The sequence below is a fragment of the Hyphomicrobium sp. genome (assembly GCF_035687085.1).
Lineage (GTDB): Bacteria > Pseudomonadota > Alphaproteobacteria > Rhizobiales > Hyphomicrobiaceae > Hyphomicrobium_B.
The window spans coordinates 261,256-278,673 of the sequence record NZ_DASRYS010000010.1; the positions used below are offsets into that span (position 1 = coordinate 261,256).

Sequence of the window (17,418 nt, forward strand, 5' to 3'; positions counted from 1 at the left end):
GAGGAATTGTTCCGGGAAGAGTACGGATACGGACGATTTTGCCGCCGGCGGACGCAGAGGGACGCAGAAGCGTCCTCTACTGATCAATCCACAGAAATCTGGCAGCAGCGCTCCTGCCAGAGAGACCCAGCTTAGGCCTTACGGGCTAGAACGGCGATGAAAAAGCCGTCGGTGCCATGGCGGCCCGGTGTCAGCAAAAGCGAATCGGCGCGCCCATCCGCCGACGCGGGAACATCGCCCCAGCTTGCGTCCCACACTTCAGCCGTGGGAACCGCAGCGAAGCCCTCGTTGTCTGCCAGGAAGCGTGCGATCTGTCCGGTGTTCTCTTCCGGCAGCAGCGAGCAGGTGGCGTAGACGAGCCGGCCGCCGGGCTTCACCAGCGCCGCGGCGCGTTTCAGAACCGATTGCTGCTCGGCCATGCGGGCTGTCAGCGCTTCGGGCTTCACTTTCCACTTGGCGTCGGGGCGGCGGCGCCAGGTTCCCGTTCCCGTGCAGGGGGCATCGGCCAGGACGATGTCGAAGCGGGGTCCAAGGGCGTCGACGGAGGCTTCGTCTCCGGCGCGCAGCACCTGGAGGTTCCGCACGCCTGCGCGCTTCACGCGTTCGAAGATGGGCTTCAGCTGGTTGCGGTCGGCGTCGTAGGCGTAGAGCTGGCCGGTATTCTGCATCAGGGCGGCGAGCGCCATGGTCTTGCCGCCGGCGCCGGCGCAGAGATCGAGCACCTGCTTGCGCGGTCCTGCACCCGACAGCAGCGCTGCGATCTGCGAGCCCTCGTCCTGAATTTCGAACCAGCCTGCCTGGAAGGCCGCCTCGGCTTGAAGGTTCGGCGTGCGCTGCGCGCCAACGGGCGGCGGGACGCGCACACCGACCGGGGAAATGGGGCACGGCTCGGCGCCGAAACTTACGAGCGCTTTCAGGACTTTCTCGCGCGTGGACTTCAGCGTGTTGACCCGGAGGTCGGCCGGCGCGCGGCGTGCCATCGCCTGGCCTTCGGCGATAGCGCGGTCACCGAACTGGGCGGAGAAGGATGGCCAGAGCCATTCGGGAATGTCGGCCTGGACGTAATCCGGCGCGCCGTCCAGAGGACGTGTGAGGCCCTGCTGTTCCGCCTCCGTCAAAGGCTCGGGCGAATGATCGGCGCCATCGCAGGCGGCGATGACGGCTTCCGGCGTCATGCCTAGCGCGGAGGGTGCGGCACCGATGGCCAACGCAGGCGGCGTGTCCGCGCCCAGCGCCCAAGCAATGGACGCCCGGCGGCGAAGCGCGTCGTAGACCAGGCCGCCGATGGCGTTCCGGTCTCCGGATCCTGCGAAACGGTGCGCCTTACCCCAGTCGGTCAAAGCGATAGAAACGGGCTGATAACGATTGAGGATGGATTCCAATACCTCGATCGCCGCAGCGATGCGGGCTCCGGCTTTCATTTGTCGTGCAATCTCAAACGCCTGTTAAGACCTTGATGGCGAAGAGCACCCACATCGCGGCGAGGACAACGACCCCGACGGCATAGGCTCTGAAGCGCCAGTTGAGGTCGTTGCTGGTGGTGTGGATGTAGGCGTGCGCGTATCGCGTGAGCACGAACGCCCAGGCCAGCGCCAACATCAAAATATCACCCAACCGGGTGATGAGAAGAAATGCTATCAGCACGAAGAAGAGCATCGGCAGTTCGAACTGATTGCGGAAGCAATTGCCGAACTGGCGGGCGCGGGTCGTGTAACTCGCGTCGGAGAGCAGGACGTCATCGGCTTTGACTTCGCCGCTCGACAAACTGCCGAGGCGCTCGCGGCCCATGAAGCCTAAGAGCAGGAAGATGAGCAGGACCTGGACGAAAACCGGTAACAGGAAATCCGTGAACGTCATTGGTGTCCCCTCTGGCCGGTTTCTTTCACTCCATGACTCATCTTCATTAGCTCAACCGCCAACGCCCGGATAGTTCGGACTTTCGCGCGTGATCATGACACCGTGGGCATGGCTTTCTCGAATGCCTGCGGGCGAGATGCGGACGAACTTGGCGCGCTTTTGCATTTCGGGAATGGTTTTCGCTCCCAGATACCCCATGCCGGCGCGCAAGCCGCCGACGAGCTGGTGGACGACGGCTTCCATCGGCCCCTTGTAGGGTACCTGGCCCTCGATGCCTTCCGGCACGAGCTTCAGCGTGTCGCGAACTTCGGCCTGGAAGTAGCGGTCTGCCGAGCCGCGTGCCATGGCCCCGACGGAGCCCATGCCGCGGTAGGACTTATACGTGCGGCCCTGATAGAGATAGGTCTCGCCGGGCGCCTCGTCGGTGCCAGCCAGAAGCGATCCGATCATCACACAGGATGCGCCGGCTGCGACGGCCTTGGCGATGTCGCCGGAGAAGCGAATGCCGCCGTCGGCGATGATCGGCACGCCAGCGCGCGCAGCTTCCTTCGCGCATTCCATCACAGCCGTCAGCTGGGGAACGCCAACGCCGGCGACGATGCGCGTGGTGCAGATCGAGCCCGGCCCGATGCCGACCTTGACTGCATCGGCGCCCGCTTCGATCAAGGCTTTGGTTGCATCAGCCGTTGCAACGTTTCCGGCAATCACCTGGACACTGTTCGACTGGCGCTTAATGCGAGCGACCGCGTCGATGACCTTGGCGGAGTGGCCGTGCGCGGTGTCGACGACGATCACGTCGCAACCGGCGGCGATCAGGCGTTCGGTCCGCTCATAGCCATCTTCGCCGACCGTCGTCGCGGCGGCGACGCGGAGGCGCCCCTGGGCATCCTTCGAGGCGTTCGGGTGCTTCGCTGCCTTCTCAATATCCTTGACCGTGATGAGGCCGATGCAGTTGCCGGCATCATCGATGACGATCAGCTTTTCGATACGGTTCTGATGAAGAAGGCGCTTGGCTTCTTCCTGCGAGACGTTGCGCTTGACCGTCACTAGGTTCTGCTGGGTCATCAACTCGGAGACGGGCTGGTCCAGCCTTGTCGCGAAGCGCACGTCGCGGTTCGTCAGAATGCCGACGAGCTTGCCCTTGCCTGCGCTGCCATCCGGCGCGTCGGCGGCGCTTTCGACGACGGGAACACCCGTCACGCCTTTGTCGGCCATCAGCTTCAGGGCCTGGCGGAGCGTCTTCTGCGGGGCGATCGTTACCGGATCAAGAACGATGCCGCTCTCGTAGCGCTTGACCAATCCGACCTGCCGCGCCTGCTCGTCGATCGTGAGGTTGCGGTGGATGACGCCGATGCCGCCCTCCTGGGCCATGGCGATCGCGAGCCGCGCCTCGGTGACGGTATCCATCGCGGATGATAATAGAGGAATGCTGAGGCGAACGGCCTTCGTCAGCTGGGTCGAGACGTCCGCCTGTCCGGGCATCACGTCGGACGGACCCGGAACGAGTAGAACGTCGTCGAAGGTAAGCGCGACCCCCGAATCGAGCGCGGATAGGCTCGAAGTCATGCGGACTTCTCCAATATATTGTGGGGGGCGACACGTTCTTGCCCCCTGGGGCGGAACATTGTCGCGCGGTCTATATCACCAAGGTACCGCGCTTGGAAGCGCTTCAGCCGCGTCAAATGGGGATCGCGGTAACCATTCGCGCGGGTCCGGAAAGTCGGGCCGACGTCATGAGCGTGTCGCAGATAGCTGGCAAACCGGCGTCAGGGGGCACAAGCCTCCATGAGATTTGGCTTTCGGATCCGGCCGCTGACGGCGGCGCCGAAGCTCGGCCCGGATCGAGGCGAACAGGACGCGGTGCCCCCCGCCTCAGTCCTCGTCCTCTCCGGTTGCCTCTGCTTCCTTCTTTCCGCGAAAGCCCGTTGCCAGCACGTAGAGTTCGGAGCTGTCCGAGCGGCTGGCTGGCGGCTTCACGTGGCGCACGACCTTGAAATCGCGTTTCAAGGCATCGAGCAGATCGCGTTCCGTGCCGCCCTGGAAGACCTTGCACAGGAAGACGCCGCCCGGCTCCAGCACATCCGCCGCGAAGGCTGCTGCGGCCTCTGCTAGCCCCATGATCCGAATATGATCGGTTTTGGCGTGTCCAACCGTCGGCGCGGCCATATCGGAGAGGACAATATCAGCCTTGCCGCCCCGCAGCCTCGACTTCAGCAGGTCTTCGGCGTCAGGATCGGTGAAATCCATCTGGATGATTTCGACACCCTTGATCGGCTCAAAATTCAGATAGTCGATGGCGACGACCTGCCCCTTGCCCTCGGCTGCCTTGACGCGCTCGGCGGCTTCCTGCGACCAGCCGCCCGGCGCCGCACCGAGATCAATGATGCGCTGACCGGGCTTCAAAAAATGATAGCGCGCATCGATCTCGCGCAGTTTGAATGCCGCGCGCGAGCGCAGTCCCTGCTGCTTCGATGCCGCCACATAGGGGTCGTTCAATTGGCGATCGAGCCAGCGTGCTGAAGACGCAGACCGCTTGCGCGCCGTCTTCACGTTCGTGCGCAGCTGGCGTTGTCCGCCGCTCAAGCTGCTGCGAATGCCGCCGCTTCCGCCCTTATTGCTGCCTTTGCTTGTCACGATTGCCCAGCGCCATTTGAACGCTTCGACCGTCCACGCCGGCGGCGACCAGCACGCCAGACGCCGTCTTCCATCATCAGTCGCATCAATATGCCTTCTCTTAGTCCTCGGTCGGCCACGCGAAGCCGGTCCGCGGGCCACATTTTCAGGATTGCATCAAGAATCGCGCAGCCGGCGAGCACGAGATCGGCTCGCTCCCGGCCAATGCAGGGCTCCAGGATGCGCTCCTCATAGCTCTGTCCCAGGAGCCTGGAGGTTACATCGTCTATATCGCAAACGTTCAACCAAATTCCATCAACGCGCTTGCGATCATAGCGTTCGAGATCGAGCATCACTCCGGCGATCGTGGTAACCGTGCCCGAGGTTCCCAAGAAGTGTACAGGCTTCCCGGCCGTCCGCTCGCGAAAGCGGTGCTTGGCTTCAAAGGGCAAAAGCAGCTGCGTGACCGCTTTCGACATGGCAGCGAACGCTGCCGGCGTGACGTCACGGCCGCCGTATTGCTCGGCGAGCGTCACCACACCGACGGGGAGCGACTCCCAGGCGACGATAGCCTCATTGACGTCGGCGCGGCCGGTCAACACGTCCCGCCTCGAGCCGAGCCGGGTCATATCAAGCCAGACGATCTCGGAAGATCCACCGCCGATGTCGAACACCAGAACGTAATCGGCGGCGGCATCGATGAGCGTCGCGCAGCCAGCAACGGCCAGATGCGCCTCGATTTCGGGCGTCAGGATCTCGATATCGAGATCGAAGATGTTTTTCACCTTGTCGACGAAGTTGGATCCGTTCGCGGCGACGCGGCAGGCCTGCGTTGCGACGAGCCTCGTTCGCGAGACCTGATGACGTTGCAATTTGCCGGCGCAGACCCGCAGCGCATCGAGCGTGCGGTTCATTGCAAGGTCAGAGAGGCGGCCCGTCTGGCTGACGCCTTCTCCGAGGCGGATGATCCGAGAGAACGCGTCGACGACGCGAAAGCCACGGCGTGATGGGCGCGCAAGAAGCAGCCGGCAGTTATTGGTTCCGAGGTCGAGAGCGCCATAAATCTGTTCGCCCGGCCGGTCGGAAAAATCGCGGTCGTCAAAACTCTGCCGCTGCCAGTCAGCAGGGCTTTCGAGTTTCGAAGACGGCGAGGCGAACCGGTTTGCCAGAATGCCGGGATTGGAGAGGCTCCTTTGGCGAAAACGGCGTTCGCTCCCATTCCCAGAGCGGTTTACAGGCAGCGGCAGTTCCTGCTGCCTCGAGACAACACCGAAGCTACCTTCAGAGTTGTCTGAGGAACCTGAGCCGTCGGACCGGTCAGGATCTGCTTGTTCAGGGTTCAACGCCGTTCTCCAGGACCTGGTATAGCGCCAACTTGCCGCAAAGCAGTCGCGCCCCTCAGGCCGTTTGATCTGGACCTCTCTTGCTTTGAGTGTAGCAGGTCACACTCTGCCGTAAAGCTCCGGCGGGCCCTTGCTTAACGACGCGCTAGCAAGGCGCGTTTTGGTTGGAGTTGCCGGAATTTAGCGCTGCGGAGGAAGTAAGGGCGATAAGTGAGCCGCTGTCTTTGCGGCGATCTGCGCGACCAATCGAGATGTTTTGCGCCCGACTTTGCTGCGAGGCGATTCGCGCGCCTCCGTTCGCCATTCGATTGCGCGGCGGGGCGGACGCAGGCTCCTTCAGGTCGCCTCGGGATGGTGATGCGCCGGTGATCGCGCGTGAGTTTCCAAGCAGACCAAAATGCCCTTGTCGCCACGTCTCATAGCTCGCGGGTACCCCTCGCTCGAAAAAAGTGTGATCCGCGTCAGGAAGACCGCGTTCGCCATGCTTGCAGACCTCGAACGCTGCTGCTATGACCCGCGCTCCGGCGGCCAACGTGCCGCTCGATCCCGGCTTTGGGGGATCGTCTAATGGTAGGACTGCAGACTCTGACTCTGCCTGTCTAGGTTCGAATCCTAGTCCCCCAGCCACAGCTCGCCCTTCTCGAAGTTCTTGAGACTTCGGCCCGTCCGACTAATCGACGCGCGCGGCTAGCCTCTTGCTCCCACATCACGCGTAAAATCGGCGTAGCTGCGTGAGCATCGCAGCTCGCCTTGAACTATCGCATCAGCGGATTCACGCGGCCTTCGTCAGGTTTTTATAGGTCTGGCGGAGGATCGAAGCTGAGAGCTCCGGGTCGTTGACGACGCGCGCGACGGTCATGGCCCCGATCATAGCGCAGACCATGAACATGGCCTTTTTCTTTGCCGCTGCCGGGGACAGGCCCTCCATACGCGCCGCAAGGGCGTCGACCATATCCAAAAATCCCGCGGTGGCTCTTTCGCGAACCTCGTTGCTGCTGCGCGCCAACTCACTTGCCATCGCAGCGAGGGGGCAACCGTCGGCAGGAGCGTCGCGATGCTCAGGCGAGAGATACTCGGCTAACGCTGCATTAAGGCCGCGAGATCCGGGCGCACGCGAAAGCGCTGCCTTCAGCTCTTCGGCCATGGATTCTGATGCTGCAGCGAGCGCTTCTTCGACGACCTGATCCTTGGATTCAAAGTGCTTGTAAAAGCCGCCGTGGGTCAATCCAGCGGCGCTCATCAGGTCTGCCAAGCCAGTTCCATCCACACCGTTGCGCCGAAACTCCGCGGAGGCCGCGGATACGATGCGTTTGCGGGTCTCGGCAGACTCCGATTTAGATTTGCGCATTCCTAACCTCCCTTGTTTGCAGCAGCGGGAGCGCGCATCACCCCAAATGTTACGCGATAGATCCGCTGAAGAGCTACTCCTGCGGCGCTCTCCGTGTGGGCTCGCAGTGAGAACCGGAGCAAATTTAGCTTATATCAGACATCTAAATGGGATGCCAATCAAACGGCTAAAAGATCCGCGCTTGGAAAAAGCAAGTCGCGCGCTCTCAGTCGCGAGCGCTGCCCCGGGGCACTCGACCAATCCACCTAGGCCGGCTCGGGCGATCGTACATTCCGCGACAAAAACGCATCAGCTCAGCACAGCTCTTGATATTTAGATGTCGCTCATAATCTAAATAGCGGATGATCACCATCATCTAACCTCATCGGCTCCGCCGCTAGGGTCGTCAACAGCACTCCCCCATGGAGAATTCTCATGAAGACACTTGCATTTGCCGCAATCACGGCAGCCGCTCTTTCGCTCGGCACTCTGGATGCCAACGCTCAGACCGAAACGGATAAAGCCCTAGGGGCGGGTGCTTTCCTGCAGCCGAATGGACCGGCGCAGACGGTTGCAAGCACGTCATCGGCATCGGCATCGCACGTTGGCGCGCAAAAGCATCTCAAGAAGGCTCGATAGCTGAGGTTTGCGACAGAGTTCTCTCAGGGATCTTCAAGAACTCTGCGAGAACTCTTCGCTTTCCACGGATGGCCGTCAGCCAACGTCGTTTCCGCAGTCAGACGCCAAACAATGGAGTGAGATAGATGAAAATTCGCGGCGCAACTGTTTTCGTGACCGGAGCCAATCGAGGTATCGGGCTCGCGTTCGCAAAAGAAGCAGTGTCGATGGGAGCGGCGAAGGTCTATGCAGGGATGCGCAAGACACAGGGCTTTTCCGTCCCAGGCATCGTTCCGGTTCCCATCGACGTAACCAATGCCGAGAGCGTCCGCCGTGCGGCCGCCCAGTGCGGAGACGTGTCAATTGTCGTCAACAACGCCGGCATCGGGGCCCTGGTATCTGATGCACTCGATGAGCGTGTCGAGGCGGTGGCCAGGGACATGATGGAGGTCAACCTTTATGGAATCATCCGCGTCACGCAGGCATTCGCGCCTATTTTGGCAGGTAAACCGGAATCAGCGATCATAAATGTGCTGTCGGACGTATCTTGGAGAGCGGCGCCTGTACTGACCTCTTATGCAGCTTCGAAGGCTGCAGCTTGGAGCTTCACGAACAATGCGCGTATCGCTCTCAAGGCGCAGAACACCGCCGTGGTCGGTGTGCATGTTGGCTTTGTCGATACGGACCTGACAGCAGGCTTTGACGTTCCGAAGATGGATCCGAGCGACGTTGCCCGGAAGGCCTATCGCGTACTGGAGGCCGGCGGTTCCGAGGTGCTGGCAGATGAAGGAAGCGTCAAGCTCAAGGCATCGCTCTCAGCCGCCCGGCCTGAATACATTTATCCGGAAGGGTGATCGCTGCGGCCCCTCGGCTCAGCGCGACTGAAGTACGATTGAGAATGGTGGCGGCGCCGATCGGCTCCGCCCCCTTGATTATCTCCGCGCGTCCGGAAGCAAAGCGGCGCTAGCCGGCTCGCAGCAAAGCTCACGAAACGAGGTTTGCGGCCTTGGCCTCGGCCAAGATCTCGGCAAGCACTCCCGCCGCCAGTGTCGCTTTGCTTTTCGCACCAGGGATCGATCCGACAGGAGCGCGCAACCGTGCACGGACGTTGGCCGTTAGCCCTCTGTGCTGCAGAGTTTCGAGACGCTGTCTGTGCACAGCATGATTTCCGAGAACCCCGAGATAGAAGCACTCGGTCTCGAGGGCCCGCGCCAGGATCTCGGGTTCAGCCTCGTGATCATGAAAGACGAGCACCGCCGCCGATGCAAAATCGAGCGCCTTGATGGAGGATTGCAGTGCCGCGGCGCCGTCGAAAGCCGATATTCCGCGCCCCCCCGACTCATTCCGCGTCTCCTCGTCGGGCGACCAGACGGCGGTCTCAAGCCCGCTCACCTGCGCTAGCACGGCGATCGCATTGAGTAGCGGGCCGCTGCCGAGCAGCAGGAGGCGGAGCGGTGGCGAATAGTGCCGATCGAAGTGCTCATTCTCGCGCCTGCTTCTCGGCAACGGCCCCTGCGAAGCCGCGGGAATGACGATGCTTGTGCCGTCGACAAGGGAAGTTCGCAACGTGCACATCCGGCGCGCTGCGCGGTGACGCAGAAGTTCTTGCACCTGTGCCGCGCCAACGCGCTGATCAAAGTAAAGATCGAGACCGCTGCCGCAAGGAAGTTTTATGTCGAAGTAAGGCGAGCCCTTGCCGTAGCGAACGTTCCGGTTCACGCCAGCGCGGATCGCCGCTTGCGCTTCATGCGCAACCGCAGCCTCGAGGCAACCGCCGGAAAGATAGCCGACGAAGCTACCATCCTCGGCGACTGCCATCTGTGCGCCTGGCTGGCGTGGTGCACCTCCGTCCACGCCGACCAAAGTTACGAGTGCGGTGCGTTGTCCCTCGCGCTGCCATCGCGCGAGTTGAGGCAGCACATCGTCTTCGCCGAGCAGGCCCGTATCCGCGTCGAAGTGCTTGAAGACTATGGTCATAGGAATCTCCGCAGCAGGCGTTCTCGCCGTTTCGAGAGCCGACTATCCAAGCCGCCGGAACACGACGATATGCCCGGCCGCCGCGATTACCTGTCGGGCCTTCACACGGCCTTTAACCGTTTGCTGTCGATTGGGGTCTTGCGCAGACGGACGCCCGTTGCTGCATGGATAGCGTTGAGGACGGCTGGTGCAAGACCAGACGTGCCGGGCTCCCCGAGCCCACCGGGATCGGCGCTGCTCTTTACAATTTCGACCTCGATCTTGGGCGCTTCATCAATGCGCAGCATCCGATAATCATCGAAATTGGTTTGCTGCACGCGGCCTTTGTCGACCGTGATTTCGCCCCACAGCACCGCCGTGATGCCGAATATCACGCCGCTCTGCACTTGCGCGACGACAGTATCCGGATTTACGACCACGCCCGGATCGACGACGACAAAAACGCGGTCGACTTTCACCTCGCCGTCCTCGCCGACGGTCACCTCGGCGACTTGGCACATATAGGTGCCGAAGGCTTGCTGCACCGATACGCCGCGGCCTTGCCGGGGCCCGAGAGGTTTGCCCCAGTTTGAGAGTTCGGCTGCGCGGTCAAGAACGTGCAGGGCGCGCGGGTTCTTCTGAAGAAGCGCTCGCCGGTACTCGACCGGATCCTTCTTGGCGGCTCCGGCAAGCTCGTCGATGAAGCTCTCGATCACGTATACGTTGTGTGTCGGACCAACACCCCGCCAGAAGGCGGTTGGGATTCCCGGAGGCTCCTCGCGGACGTATTCGACACGGAAATTCTCGATCGCGTAGGGCATGTCAGCCGCGCCGTCGACGGCGTCCGGATCGATTCCGTTTTTGAACAGTGGCGGCGCCCACCGCGCCATGATGGACGATCCCACAATGCGATGCGACCAAGCGATGGGCATGCCCTGCGCATCGAGCCCAACCGAGAAACGGTCATAGTAATACGGCCGGTACATATCGTGCTGGATGTCTTCCTCGCGGCTCCACACGACTTTGACCGGGAAGGCGAGCTGCTTGGCGATGAGCGCCGCTTGGACAATTCCGTCTGACTCCAGACGCCGGCCGAAGCCCCCACCGAGCAGGTGGTTATGAAGACGTACCTGTCCGGTCTCCAAGTTGAGGGCCTTCGCCACCGCCTGTTGCGCCCAAACGGGAATCTGCGTACCCACCCAGATGTCGCAGCCATCGTTCGTAACGGAAACCGTACAATTCATTGGCTCCATCGTCGCGTGCGCGAGGAACGGCGCCTCGTAAGTGGCTTCGACTTTGCTCGCGGCAGATGAGAATGCGCTCGCGAAATTTCCTTCGTTCTTCGCGACCGCACCTTCTCTTTCCGCGGCTTTGGCCAGCGCCGATACGACGTCAGCGGTCGAGACATTGGCATGGGGACCGTCATCGAAAACCGGAGCCGCCGCCTCGATACCCTTCTTCGCCGCCCAGTAATGGTCGCCGACGACAGCGATTGCATTGTCGAGCTTCACGACTTGAACAACGCCGGGAACCTTCTTCACCGCCGCTTCATCGAAGGATACGAGCTTTCCACCGAATACCGGAGATGCGGCGACTGTCGCGATCTTCATGTTCGGCACCTTGGCATCAATGCCGTAGTGAGCCGAGCCGTTGACTTTTCCGCTTACGTCGAGGCGCTTTGCCGGCGTTCCGATGATGCGAAACTTACTGGCATCTTTCAGTTGCACGTCGTTCGGGACAGGCATCTTCGCGGCGCGGTCGGCCAGCTCGCCATAGGAAAGACGGCGCTTGCCAGAGTCATCGACGACGAACCCCGGTTCGGTCCGCAGAGTGCCCGGATCAACGTTCCAGGTCTTGGCAGCCGCAGAAATCAACATAGCTCTGGCAGCAGCGCCCGTTTTGCGGAGGGGAAGATAAAAGCCACGAATGGATGTTGATCCGCCGGTCACCTGGGCATTGCCCAGAAGCGGATTTCCATAAAGCTTGTCACTGGGCGGGGCGATCGCGACCGAGACGTTGGCCATGTCGACGTCGAGTTCTTCGGCAACAAGCATGGGAAGCGACGTGTAGGTGCCCTGGCCCATCTCGATCATCGGCGAGACGATCGTCACGTGTCCTCGCCCGTCGATGCGGATGTAGGCATCGGGCATGGCGGGCGGATCTTTCTCAACGCGGGCGTTTGCTGCGGGAGCCCAGCCGATCATCATGCCGCCACCAGCGGCAGCACCGGCTATAAGGAAGTTGCGCCGCGACAGTTCGGGGCTGTTATGACGAGCAAGCATGTCTGGCCTCATTTCTCTGCCACGGCTTTGGCTGCTTCCTTGATGGCGTCGCGGATGCGCAGGTAGGTGCCGCAACGGCAAATGTTGCCGGTCATCGCGGCGTCGATATCGCTGTCGCTCGGCGCGGGCGTGCCCTTGAGCAAAGCCGACGCGGACATGATCTGGCCGGATTGGCAGTATCCGCATTGAACAACTTCGAGATTGAGCCAGGCATCTTGCACGGCTTTGCCCGCCGGCGTCGCGCCAATGCCTTCAATTGTCGTGATGTCGACACCGGCGACGTCGGAGACCGGCGTAAGGCAGCCCCTGCGGGCTTCTCCGTCGACATGGATCGTGCAAGCGCCGCATTGGCCAATGCCGCACCCAAACTTGGTGCCGGTCATCCCGAGGACATCGCGAAGAACCCAAAGCACGGGCATGTCATCCGGAACGTCAACGGACGTTTCTTTTCCATTCACTTTGAATTTGATCATGAGGGCCTCATGTGGTCAGCACACGTGCAAGCAAAAAGAGGACAAGGCTGACTGTTCAAATGCAGCCGTCAGGGGATGATATTTATGCCGGGCATTCAATCATCCTTCCGCAGGTATGGTATATAGCCTTGCACTCCCACGACCGAAATGTCATATAAACGTAGATTTAGGACATGCTGGCCGCCCCATGAGACGCATCACTTTCGTTGTCTATCCGGGCTGCTCGGTCATCGCGCTGGCGGCGTTCTCGGTCTTCGAAACAGCCAACATGTTGGAAAGGCCAGAGCCTTATGAATTCCGGCTGGTTTCTGAAACAGGCGGCCTGGTCAGCACATCTTTAGGCATGCGGGTTGAAACGGAACGGTTCGCCAACAAAGCGGGCGACACAGTCATCATCGGCGGCGGCACGAATGCGGTAGAGCCGCTCGGACCCGCTTTGATTCAGATGGTCCGCCGCGCAGTCCGCAAGCATCGGCGCGTCGCTGCGATATGCACCGGCGCGTTCGTGCTGGCCGAAGCTGGCCTGCTGGATGGCCGCCGGGCGACGACGCACTGGCTCTATGCGCGCGATCTGCAGAAGCGCGCGCCGAAAGCGAAGATCGACGAGGACCGGATCTTTATCAACGATGGGCCGATCTGGACTTCGGCGGGAATGAGCGCCGGCATCGATCTCGCGCTCGCCCTCGTCGAGGATGATCTCGGGGCGGACTTTGCGAAATCGGTCGCTCGCAAGCTTGTGCTCTACCATCGGCGTGGTGGCGGGCAATCGCAGTTTTCGACATTGCTTGAACTCTCACCCCAGTCCGATCGAATGCAGACGGCGCTCGCCTTTGCCCGCGCAAATCTCCATACACCGCTGACAGTGCCCCAGCTGGCTGAGGCGGCGAACTTGAGCACGAGGCAGTTTAGCCGGGCGTTTCGCGCCGAAACCGGACAGTCCCCGGCGAAAGCGATCGAGAAGCTACGCGTGGAAGCAGCTCGTTCCCTCATGGAGCAAAGCGTTCATCCGATCGAGGTCGTCGCCCGCCAAACCGGATTCAGCGATCGGGACCAGATGCGGCGTGCTTTTTTGCGTGCCTACGGACAAGCACCCCAGACAATACGGCGCAATGCGCGCAACGAGGAGATCGACTGGCGGAGCCGAGCGTCGATTTGAGGCCGGGGTGGACTTTTCCCGCCTCCCACCCTACGTCAAGTGCCGCCGCGCTCCTCGCTCTCGCGTCAGCCGTCGTACCAACTCTCTCAGGCCGCGCAGGGACGTGTTAGAACGGCAATGCGGCTTTGATACTGCCCGCATGCATGTCGGAGTGCTGCGAGAACCGTCCGTCGTAGGCGAGCTTCAGGTCGACGCCCTGCAGGCTCAGCACGTCGACGCCCGCGGCGACATCGAGGTAGCGTCTGTCGAACTCGCTTGCGATCGTAAACGCCTGGCCGGGAGCTGCGATGAAGCTCGCGGTCGTCTCGTACACCGCATCCTCGTAGAACGTCGCGCCAGCGCGCACGAACGGGCGCAGCACCAGGCCACGAACCTCAATTTCGCCGCCGACCTCGAGTGCGGGACTTGCGCTCAGCACCCATGTGCCATCGCCCTCGACGGCAAGGTTCGCAACGCCTGCGCCGTGCTCATGGAACTCCATCGTTTGGATGCGCGTCGCATTGAGGTCGATCATCGGCTTCACGTACCAGCCTCCAGCCTGCTCGAAGAGCTGGCTGAGACGCACTTGCGAACCCGCGAACCACGCCTCGTTTTCGCTTCGAGCCGCGCCGATGTCCGCGACGCCAATCTGGCGCTGCGTATCGGACCAGCCGTATCCCACGAAAGCCGCCGCAGCGAAGCTCACCGTGTTCCACCGGTTCTTGAGGATCACGGCGCCGTGGCCGCGATCGGTCTCGGTGGCGGCACCGCTGTTGGTCGAAACGTTCGCGCGCTCGTATGATCCGGCGAACCCGAGGCGCCATTCGTCATGCAGCGCTACCTGGACGCCACCAGACGTCGTCCATGCCTCTTCATCGCCGCCGGCGTTGCGGTTCGTCGCATCCCAGCTGGAATGCCGCCCGCCAACCTTTGCCCAGTAGCATTGGCCTTCCTGGATGAAGCCCGGTTGTTGCTTCAATGTTGGGCAGCTCATCACGGCGCTCATGAACGCTTGGACCGATTGCGACGTGTCCATCAAGCGCTGTCCGTAGTGCTCGGGGCTGAGACGGTCTAACGCTTGCCGCGCCTGCCCCGGCGTCATGCCGGCAATCTCATTGACCATCCCGTCGAACGCCATCGACCCAGTGCCGTTGTCTACGACTTGGTCGAGATGCTGCGCCATCTGCAGCTGGCCTGGAGACGCGGGTCCACCGCTTCCGGCGATCGTTTCCGTAACGGTCGGGCCCAGGATCCAGCTCAGAAGCAGGTAGTCGATGGCGCCATAGGTTGCAGAGAGCGTGTAACGATGACGGCCGTTGGAGACGACCTCGCCAAGTTCGTTTGTCAGATCTCCGTTCTCCACCGAAGCGATCACGATCGAGCCGGATGCGCCTAGGTCGCCCGAAGAGGTGACGACGACGGTGCCCGCCAGCGTCGCATTTCCATTGACGTCGATGCGGTCAGCGTCGATCGACCCGCCAGTCTCGACGAGGTCGACGGCATATCTTCCCGTACCCGTCTGCTCAAGGTTGCCTGTGATCGCCGTGGTCTGAACCGTCCCGTCACCTCCGGGCGAAATGGTGCCCCGGTTTATGAAGGATGCGGCGACGAAAGTACTTCCTGTTTCGACTAGGCCCGATTGAAGGTTGTCGAAGACGTCGGCACCGCCGCCCAAATCTACGTTGCCGCGAACCGTGCCGAAGTTTTCAACGCTATCGTCGCCGTCGTCCGTTGCGATCGCATAATCGGCGCCCGAAACCGTGCCGTAATTTATGATCTCAATCGATCCGGAGCTGTAGGCCTCGAAAAAGATGCCCGTATCGCCTCCGTGAACCGAGCCGGCGTTGATCGTAACGTGGGCCTCATCAGCTCTTAGATAGATGCCGTGTGTGGAGCCGGCGATATCGCCACCATTTGTCGTTACATTAACGACGCCAGCCGCGCCATCCGTGTTCGACGTGCGCGACCAAATTCCATAGTAGCCGCCGCCAAGATCGCCCTCGGTCGTGATGTTGACGGCGCCGCCGCCGCGCGTCTCACCGTAGATCGCCGCATGCTCCGAACCCGACGTGACCGAGCCGATATTGTCGATGGTCACGCCGCCTGGTCCGGTCGTGACGGTCGCGGTCAATCCATACTGTGCGGATACGAGGCCGTATGCTCCCGTATTGACGTTGATGCCAAGGGGCCCGGCGCCATAGAGGTCGACCGCGCATCCCTCAGCCGCGTAGAATGTATTCGACAAGTCATAAATGCGGATCGAGCTGACGACAGTGGAGTCGCCTTGGGTGAGGTCTTCGCCGCTCGCATCTCCGGTACACTCTTGGTGCGTGCCATGCATCGTGCAACTGGAGGCGCCCCCCCCAGCGGCTTGCGCCTGAGGCATGAGCGAAAACATTGGGCTTGTTGCAGCAGCGAAGGCAAGCACAGGCAGACGCATGAAGAAGCGCGTCAAGACACTCTCCGAATTGTTTTGAATCCGAGGCGCAGGAGCCAAGCGGTTATCAAATACTAATATTGATTCGCGCCATAAGCGCCAGTTCGGATGTGTTCCTCTGGAGCGCTAAGTCTTGCCAAGCCGCGCGAAGAGAGCGTCGGACGGCACGCTGGCTCTCATCGTGGCGAGAGCGAGCCGCGAACCATCCGGCGCAACGCGCAGGATACCGGCGAAACCGGGCCTAGAGTTGAGATCGTGGCCGAACCTCGTTGTACTCGCTTCCACCCTGAGCGGCTCAACTGCCGGACAACTGAAGCCGCCGCTACTTCTCCTGTTTGCGCTGCGCCATGATGTAGGCGGCGATGTCGGCAAGTTCCTTGCGGGTGAGGTGTGCGTTTGGCATTTGCCCATGGGCATTCAGCAGCCAGTTCGCTATGCGATCAGATGATTGGCCGGGCTGGTTGGCGATGGCTGCAAAACTCGGCACATCGGGATTCACAGACGCGCCAGGCTGCTCGCCGATCAGATGACAATTCGTGCATAGGGCTCGAGCGACTCTGCGCCCATTTTCAGGATCGGGCTTCTTAGATGCCGTCGCGTCGGGTTCTTGGGCCGGCACGTTCTCGTTCGGCTGCGCATGGAGCAGAGACGTCATCATTGCAGAAGCTGCCGCAAGGATCACCAAGAGGCGCCCAGCGCCAGCGGCGCGCTCGAAGAGCCAATGCCGACTGGCAATTTTTCCATCAAAGAACAGCAAGCGAAAAGCTCCACGGGTTCTTGTAGCGGCGCATTCGAAATCAATTGGCAGCCGACACACGCCATGATCGAGGATTTTTCGCGACTAGAACTCTAAGAATTTTTGAATGACCCACATATTCTAAAATTTAGGCTATTGCATTCACCCCGTCGCGAATATGCCGTGAACAGACCATCCCACGGCCCGGAATTTCTGCTAATCCCGCAGCCACCGGGAGCCATTCGACGGGTGACAGCATGAGGAGCAAACTCTTTGTCAGGCTAACTGCACCCTGCGTGCTCATCATCGCCGCGGTGCTTTTTGGGCCCGCTGTGGCCTGGGCAGGAGAGCCGGGCGACCCTCATGCCGGACGCAATTTTGCACTTGATCATTGCGCCGAGTGTCATGCCGTCAAGGAAGACGAGGCGATATCGCCGAACGCCGGCGCACCCAGCTTCACAAGCGTTGCCAACACATCGGGAATGACGGGGCGCGCGCTTGCGGCGTGGATCGAAACATCCCATCCCACAATGCCGAACTTCATCCTCACGAAGCAGGATCGCGATGACGTGGTCGCGTATATCATGAGCCTAAAGCGGAATGGGCGATAGTCCGTGCCCTAAAAGGTTTCAGCTTTGCAG

General features: G+C 61.4%; 15 protein-coding genes and 1 tRNA gene. 5 read left to right on the top strand and 11 right to left on the bottom strand.

What is annotated here, in order from left to right; all coding sequences use genetic code 11:
* Nucleotides 1–131 precede the first annotated feature (131 nt).
* From VFG26_RS08460 to VFG26_RS08480, 5 genes are all read right to left on the bottom strand, one after another.
* The gene (locus VFG26_RS08460; protein ID WP_325024215.1) at nucleotides 132–1,421 is read right to left on the bottom strand and encodes an RsmB/NOP family class I SAM-dependent RNA methyltransferase; all 1,290 of its coding nucleotides are present in this window, start codon (nucleotides 1,419–1,421) and stop codon (nucleotides 132–134) included.
* Between the two features lie 13 nt (nucleotides 1,422–1,434).
* On the bottom strand, nucleotides 1,435–1,857 hold the full coding sequence (locus VFG26_RS08465; protein WP_325024217.1) for an MAPEG family protein: 423 nt from the start codon (nucleotides 1,855–1,857) through the stop codon (nucleotides 1,435–1,437).
* A 51-nt stretch (nucleotides 1,858–1,908) separates the two neighbouring features.
* The gene (guaB, locus tag VFG26_RS08470; protein ID WP_325024219.1) at nucleotides 1,909–3,423 is read right to left on the bottom strand and encodes an IMP dehydrogenase; all 1,515 of its coding nucleotides are present in this window, start codon (nucleotides 3,421–3,423) and stop codon (nucleotides 1,909–1,911) included.
* 306 nt (nucleotides 3,424–3,729) lie between these two features.
* Entirely contained in the window at nucleotides 3,730–4,491 is a 762-nt protein-coding gene (locus VFG26_RS08475) for an RlmE family RNA methyltransferase (RefSeq protein WP_325024221.1), read from the bottom strand.
* Complete coding sequence (locus VFG26_RS08480) at nucleotides 4,488–5,813, bottom strand: Ppx/GppA phosphatase family protein (RefSeq protein ID WP_325024223.1); 1,326 nt, start codon at nucleotides 5,811–5,813, stop codon at nucleotides 4,488–4,490. Before VFG26_RS08480 ends, VFG26_RS08475 begins: the two co-directional genes overlap by 4 nt.
* Before the next feature lie 553 nt (nucleotides 5,814–6,366).
* Here VFG26_RS08480 and VFG26_RS08485 point away from each other — a divergent pair.
* Nucleotides 6,367–6,440: transfer RNA gene (locus tag VFG26_RS08485), tRNA-Gln, on the top strand.
* A gap of 145 nt (nucleotides 6,441–6,585) precedes the next feature.
* Here VFG26_RS08485 and VFG26_RS08490 read toward each other — a convergent pair.
* Nucleotides 6,586–7,161 (bottom strand): TetR/AcrR family transcriptional regulator, encoded by a 576-nt coding sequence (locus tag VFG26_RS08490; RefSeq protein WP_325024225.1) that lies wholly within the window; start codon nucleotides 7,159–7,161, stop codon nucleotides 6,586–6,588.
* A 414-nt stretch (nucleotides 7,162–7,575) separates the two neighbouring features.
* Between VFG26_RS08490 and VFG26_RS08495 the strand changes: the two genes are divergently transcribed.
* Both VFG26_RS08495 and VFG26_RS08500 read left to right on the top strand, forming a co-directional pair.
* The gene (locus VFG26_RS08495; RefSeq protein WP_325024227.1) at nucleotides 7,576–7,779 is read left to right on the top strand and encodes a hypothetical protein; all 204 of its coding nucleotides are present in this window, start codon (nucleotides 7,576–7,578) and stop codon (nucleotides 7,777–7,779) included.
* Nucleotides 7,780–7,904: 125 nt separating this feature from the next.
* On the top strand, nucleotides 7,905–8,612 hold the full coding sequence (locus VFG26_RS08500) for an SDR family oxidoreductase (RefSeq protein ID WP_325024229.1): 708 nt from the start codon (nucleotides 7,905–7,907) through the stop codon (nucleotides 8,610–8,612).
* A 130-nt stretch (nucleotides 8,613–8,742) separates the two neighbouring features.
* Here the strand turns inward: VFG26_RS08500 and VFG26_RS08505 are convergent, their stop codons facing one another.
* The 3 genes from VFG26_RS08505 to VFG26_RS08515 all read right to left on the bottom strand — a co-directional run bounded on the left by VFG26_RS08505 (nucleotide 8,743) and on the right by VFG26_RS08515 (nucleotide 12,469).
* Nucleotides 8,743–9,735, bottom strand: coding sequence for an XdhC family protein (locus VFG26_RS08505; RefSeq protein WP_325024231.1), 993 nt, complete (start codon nucleotides 9,733–9,735; stop codon nucleotides 8,743–8,745).
* Between the two features lie 101 nt (nucleotides 9,736–9,836).
* Nucleotides 9,837–11,996: a xanthine dehydrogenase family protein molybdopterin-binding subunit gene (locus VFG26_RS08510; RefSeq protein WP_325024233.1), complete on the bottom strand. Its 2,160-nt coding sequence runs from the start codon at nucleotides 11,994–11,996 to the stop codon at nucleotides 9,837–9,839.
* A gap of 8 nt (nucleotides 11,997–12,004) precedes the next feature.
* Nucleotides 12,005–12,469, bottom strand: coding sequence for a (2Fe-2S)-binding protein (locus VFG26_RS08515; RefSeq protein ID WP_325024236.1), 465 nt, complete (start codon nucleotides 12,467–12,469; stop codon nucleotides 12,005–12,007).
* Nucleotides 12,470–12,656: 187 nt separating this feature from the next.
* On the opposite strand from VFG26_RS08515, the gene VFG26_RS08520 reads away from it, so the two are divergent.
* Complete coding sequence (locus VFG26_RS08520; RefSeq protein WP_325024238.1) at nucleotides 12,657–13,625, top strand: GlxA family transcriptional regulator; 969 nt, start codon at nucleotides 12,657–12,659, stop codon at nucleotides 13,623–13,625.
* A 106-nt stretch (nucleotides 13,626–13,731) separates the two neighbouring features.
* On the opposite strand, the gene VFG26_RS08525 is transcribed toward VFG26_RS08520, so the two are convergent.
* Complete coding sequence (locus VFG26_RS08525) at nucleotides 13,732–15,945, bottom strand: autotransporter outer membrane beta-barrel domain-containing protein (RefSeq protein WP_325024240.1); 2,214 nt, start codon at nucleotides 15,943–15,945, stop codon at nucleotides 13,732–13,734.
* Between the two features lie 418 nt (nucleotides 15,946–16,363).
* On the bottom strand, nucleotides 16,364–16,699 hold the full coding sequence (locus VFG26_RS08530) for a c-type cytochrome (RefSeq protein WP_325024242.1): 336 nt from the start codon (nucleotides 16,697–16,699) through the stop codon (nucleotides 16,364–16,366).
* Between the two features lie 335 nt (nucleotides 16,700–17,034).
* On the opposite strand from VFG26_RS08530, the gene VFG26_RS08535 reads away from it, so the two are divergent.
* Nucleotides 17,035–17,388 carry a cytochrome c gene (locus VFG26_RS08535; protein WP_325024244.1) on the top strand — a complete coding sequence of 118 codons (354 nt, stop codon included), beginning with the start codon at nucleotides 17,035–17,037 and terminating at the stop codon, nucleotides 17,386–17,388.
* The last annotated feature ends 30 nt before the right edge of the window (nucleotides 17,389–17,418 follow it).